This is a genomic window from Dietzia sp. CQ4 (assembly GCF_014145125.1).
Classification (GTDB): domain Bacteria; phylum Actinomycetota; class Actinomycetes; order Mycobacteriales; family Mycobacteriaceae; genus Dietzia; species Dietzia natronolimnaea.
Map to the genome: position 1 here is coordinate 1 of NZ_JAALDZ010000376.1, position 4,198 is coordinate 4,198.

The following is a 4,198-nucleotide window of genomic DNA, read 5'->3' on the forward strand; positions in this document are numbered from 1 at the left end:
GGCGAGCCGTGGCCCCGCCCGCCGCCCGCATCGCCGCGGCCGCCGTCGTGGCCGCCCTCAACGCGTCGCTCCTCGAGTGGGCGGTCGGCACCGACCCGGACCTCGACAGCGCCCTGGAGCACGTGTTCCGGGTCCTGGAGGGCCGCGATGACTGAGCCCGCGATCCGCGCCGAGCGGGTGACCCGGTGCTTCCGCGACGGCGCGGGGATCCATGACGTCGACCTCACCGTGGGGGAGGGGGAGATCGTCGCGCTCGTCGGTCTGAACGGAGCGGGCAAGACGACTCTGTTGCGTGTCCTGCTCGGGATGCTGCGTGCTGATGCGGGCCGGGTACTGCTGCGCGGTCGAGTGCTGGCCGGCGACTCGCCTCCCGCCGCGGAGTGGGCCAGGGTCGGCCAGTTCGTCGACGGAGCGCCCGGATACCCGGAGCTGACCGTGCGCCAGAACCTGGTGTCGAGCGCGAGGCTACGGGGTGTGGGTGACCCCGGCGCGATCGTCGACTCGGCGATGCGCACGTTCGCCCTGGAGCCGTACGCCGACCGTCGCCTGCGGGTGCTGTCGCTCGGTAACCGGCAGCGGGTCGGGCTCGCCGGGGCCCTGCAGCACTCCCCGTCCGTCGTGGTGCTCGATGAACCGGGCAACGCACTCGACCCCCGGGGCGTCATCCTCCTCCGGGAACACCTCGTCGGACTCGCGGGCGCGGGGGCCGGCGTCCTCGTGAGCAGTCATCACCTCGACGAGGTCGCCCGCATCGCCGACCGCATCGTCGTGATGAACGGCGGGCGCGTCATCGGGGAGCTCCCTCCCGGAGGGTCGGAGCTCGAGAGGGCCTTCTTCGAGGCCGTCCGACTCGACGACGAGTCCGCGCAGGACGCCGCGTCCGAGGGCGGGGGCCCGCGGTGAGTCCGGCCCTGTCGACCGAGGCGCTCAAACTGCGGTCCTCGCTGGTGGGGATCGTCGCCACGACCGCGATCGTCGGGGGGATCGCCGTGCTGTCGGGTGCGATGCTGCTCGCGGTGACCTCCGGGCAGCCCGACCTCGTGGCGAAGCTCGGCCCCGGCGCCACCGCCGACTGGGCCGGTCTGCTCTTCTCGGCAGCGCAGATCACCGGCGCCGGGGGCCTCCTCGGCTACGGCATCGTGCTGGCCTGGATCTTCGGGCGCGAGTTCTCCGATGCGACGGTGAGCGCGTTGTTCGCCCTGCCGGTCGGGCGGGGGTCCATCGCTGCGGCCAAGATCGCCGTGTTCGCGCTGTGGAGCATGGGGACGGCGCTCGCCCTGGCCGGCGCGCTCGTTGTCGTCGGACTGGTCGGGGGGCTCGGAGCGCCGACGTCCGAGGTCTGGGCCGGCCTCGCGCGTCAGACCGCGCTCGGGGTGTTGACGAGTGCGATCGTCACTCCCGTCGCCTGGGTCACGACCGTGACGCGATCGACGCTCGCGGGAGTCGCGGCGACCATTGCGATCGTCATCGTGGCGCAGGTGGGCGTGCTCGTCGGCGCCGGCGGATGGATGCCGTTCGCCGCCCCGACGCTGTGGGCGATGAGCGGCGGCAGCGGGGTGTCGCCGCTGCAGCTCGCCCTGGTCGGGGTGATCCCGCTGGTCTCCACCGCGCTCACGGTCGCGACATGGCGGAGGCTCCAGCTCGACCGCTGAGGGGCGCTGCTGAGGGGCGATGCCGAGGGGTGAGACCGAGCGACTCGACGCCGGGGAGCCCGAGGGACTCCGACGCCGGGGACCCCACGATCCCCCGGGGGCCGGCACACCACACTGGAACGCGTTCTCGAAAACGCACCCCGAGTGCGGCGGGGGTCCTACAGTAGACAGGTGTCTGTTCGCGCGTCCGTTGCGACAGGATCCCACCCAGTGACACCCAGGAGACCGCCCATGACCACCTCCCTCGACCGCGACGCCTTTCTGATCGGCACCGAGTGGCGCTCTCCCGCGACGGACAGCGTCATCGAGGTGATCAGTCCCCACACCGAGGAGATGGTCGCCCGCGTCCCGGAGGGCTCGGTCGCCGACATGGACGCCGCCGTGGCCGCGGCGCGGGAGGCGTTCGACTCGGGTCCGTGGCCGCGGATGAGTCCCCAGGAGCGGATCGAGGTGGTCGCCCGTCTCTCGGCCCTCTACGCCGCACGGCTGGACGACATGGCGACCCTGATCTCCACCGAGATGGGGTCACCGATCTCGTTCAGCAAGCTGGCCCAGGCCCCCGCCCCGTGGATGCAGATCGAGGCGTTCGTCAACATCGCCCGCGAGTTCCCGTGGGAGGAGACCCGGCCGGGCGTGCTCGGCGGGGAGGTGCTGGTCCGCCACGAGCCGGTGGGCGTGGTCGCGGCGATCCCGCCGTGGAACGTCCCCCAGTTCACCGTGCTGTCCAAGCTGATCCCGGCGCTGCTCACCGGCTGCACGATCGTGATCAAGCCGGCCCCCGAGACCCCGCTCGACACCTACCTGCTGGGCGAGCTGCTGATCGAGGCCGGGGTGCCGGCGGGCGTGGTGAGCATCGTGGCCGGCGGCCGCGAGGTGGGGGAGCACCTGGTGCGTCACCCCGGGGTCGACAAGGTGGCCTTCACGGGGTCCACCGCGGCGGGCCGGAAGATCGGGGCGATCTGCGGCGAGCAGCTCAAGCGGTGTTCGCTGGAGCTCGGGGGCAAGTCCGCGGCGATCGTGCTGGACGATGCCGACCTGGCGAGTGTGGTCGAGGGGATCAAGTTCCTGGGCGTCATGAACTCGGGGCAGGCGTGCGTGGCGCAGACCCGGATCCTGGTGAGCCGGGAGCGGCACGACGAGGTCGCCCGGGCACTGGCCGAGGGGATCGGGTCGATGGTCGTCGGTGACCCGCTGGATCCCGCCACGGAGATCGGGCCGATGGTGGCGCAGAGGCAGCAGGAGCGCGTGTCCTCCTACATCGAGCTCGGGCAGCAGGAAGGTGCCCAGCTCCTCACCGGCGGGACCGGCCGCCCGGACGGTCTGGACACCGGCTGGTACGTCCAGCCGACCGTGTTCGCCGGGGTCGACAACTCCATGCGGATCGCCCAGGAGGAGATCTTCGGGCCGGTCCTGTCGGTGATCGCGTACGACGACGTCGACGACGCCGTCCGCATCGCCAACGACTCGGAGTACGGACTGGCGGGCACGGTGTGGACGGCGGACCGGGAGGCGGGGCTGGGCGTGGCCCGCCGGGTCCGCACCGGGACCTACGGGGTCAACACGTACACGATGGACTTCTCGGCCCCGTTCGGCGGTTTCAAGGCATCGGGGGTCGGACGCGAGTTCGGCCCCGAGGGCCTGGCGCAGTACACGGAGGTCAAGTCCGTCTACCTCGACGCGCCCGCGGCCGGCGCCTGATCTCGCCGTGGCCGGGGAGGGGACATCGCCGCTACAGGTGCGGGACGCCGACCGGGTCCGCACCCTGACGCTCGCGCGACCGGAGGCGCTCAACGCGTTCGACGAGGCGCTGTACGACGCGCTCACCGTCGCGCTGCACGAGGCGTCGGCCGATCCGACGGTGGCGGTGGTGCTGCTCACCGGGCAGGGCCGGGCGTTCAGTGCCGGCACCGACCTGGTCGAGATGGCCGAGCGGGTCACCAATCCCGACTTCGTCCCCGGTGAGCACGGGTTCATCGGCCTGATCGACGCCCTGGCCGCGTTCGACAAGCCCCTGGTCCTGGCGATCAACGGGCTCGGCCTCGGGATCGGCACGACCGTGATCGGGTTCGCCGACCTTGCCTTCATGGCCGACGACGCCCGCCTCAAGTGCCCCTTCACCAGCCTCGGGGTGGCGCCGGAGGCCGCCTCGAGCTACCTGCTCCCTCGGCTCGTGGGTCGTCAGAACGCCGCCTGGGTGTTGCTGTCCTCCGAGTGGATCAGCGCCGCCGAGGCCCACGAGATGGGCCTGGTGTGGCGTCTGTGTCCTGCAGAGGAGCTGCTCACGGTGGCCACCGAGCACGCCACGCGCCTGGCGAGGCTGCCGATCTCGAGTCTGCGGGCGGTCAAGCGGACGATGGTCGAGCCGCTGGCCCGCCAGATCGCCGAGGCGCGTGAACGCGAGAACCAGTGCTTCGCCGAACTCATGGGCGGGCCCGCGAACTCCGAGGCCCTGGCCGCGTTCGCCGAGGGACGGCCCGCGGACTTCACCGCGCTCCCCGACGGGGCGTGACGGCGGGGGTCCCGACCGCCCGGCCGGCATCGCCCGC

Annotated in this window: 4 protein-coding genes; all 4 read left to right on the forward strand. The window is 72.3% G+C overall.

The window, feature by feature from the left end; genetic code table 11:
* Positions 1-147: 147 nt before the first annotated feature.
* The 4 genes from G6031_RS17290 (at position 148) to G6031_RS17305 (ending at position 4,161) form a co-directional block, all read left to right on the forward strand.
* Positions 148-903 (forward strand): ABC transporter ATP-binding protein, encoded by a 756-nt coding sequence (locus G6031_RS17290; RefSeq protein WP_182653936.1) that lies wholly within the window; start codon positions 148-150, stop codon positions 901-903.
* A complete protein-coding gene (locus G6031_RS17295) occupies positions 900-1,652 on the forward strand; it encodes an ABC transporter permease (RefSeq protein ID WP_182653937.1) in 753 nt (250 codons plus the stop codon). Before G6031_RS17290 ends, G6031_RS17295 begins: the two co-directional genes overlap by 4 nt.
* 231 nt (positions 1,653-1,883) lie before the next feature.
* Positions 1,884-3,350, forward strand: coding sequence for an aldehyde dehydrogenase (locus G6031_RS17300; protein WP_179524811.1), 1,467 nt, complete (start codon positions 1,884-1,886; stop codon positions 3,348-3,350).
* Between the two features lie 37 nt (positions 3,351-3,387).
* Positions 3,388-4,161, forward strand: a complete 774-nt coding sequence (locus G6031_RS17305; RefSeq protein WP_347237946.1) for an enoyl-CoA hydratase-related protein — start codon at positions 3,388-3,390, stop codon at positions 4,159-4,161.
* Positions 4,162-4,198: the final 37 nt, after the last annotated feature.

Bases quoted from the DNA above. Each gene is read 5' to 3' on its own strand.
- G6031_RS17300 (WP_179524811.1), top strand. From the start codon at position 1,884: ATGACCACCTCCCTCGACCGCGACGCCTTTCTGATCGGCACCGAGTGG.
- G6031_RS17290 (WP_182653936.1), top strand. From the start codon at position 148: ATGACTGAGCCCGCGATCCGCGCCGAGCGGGTGACCCGGTGCTTCCGC.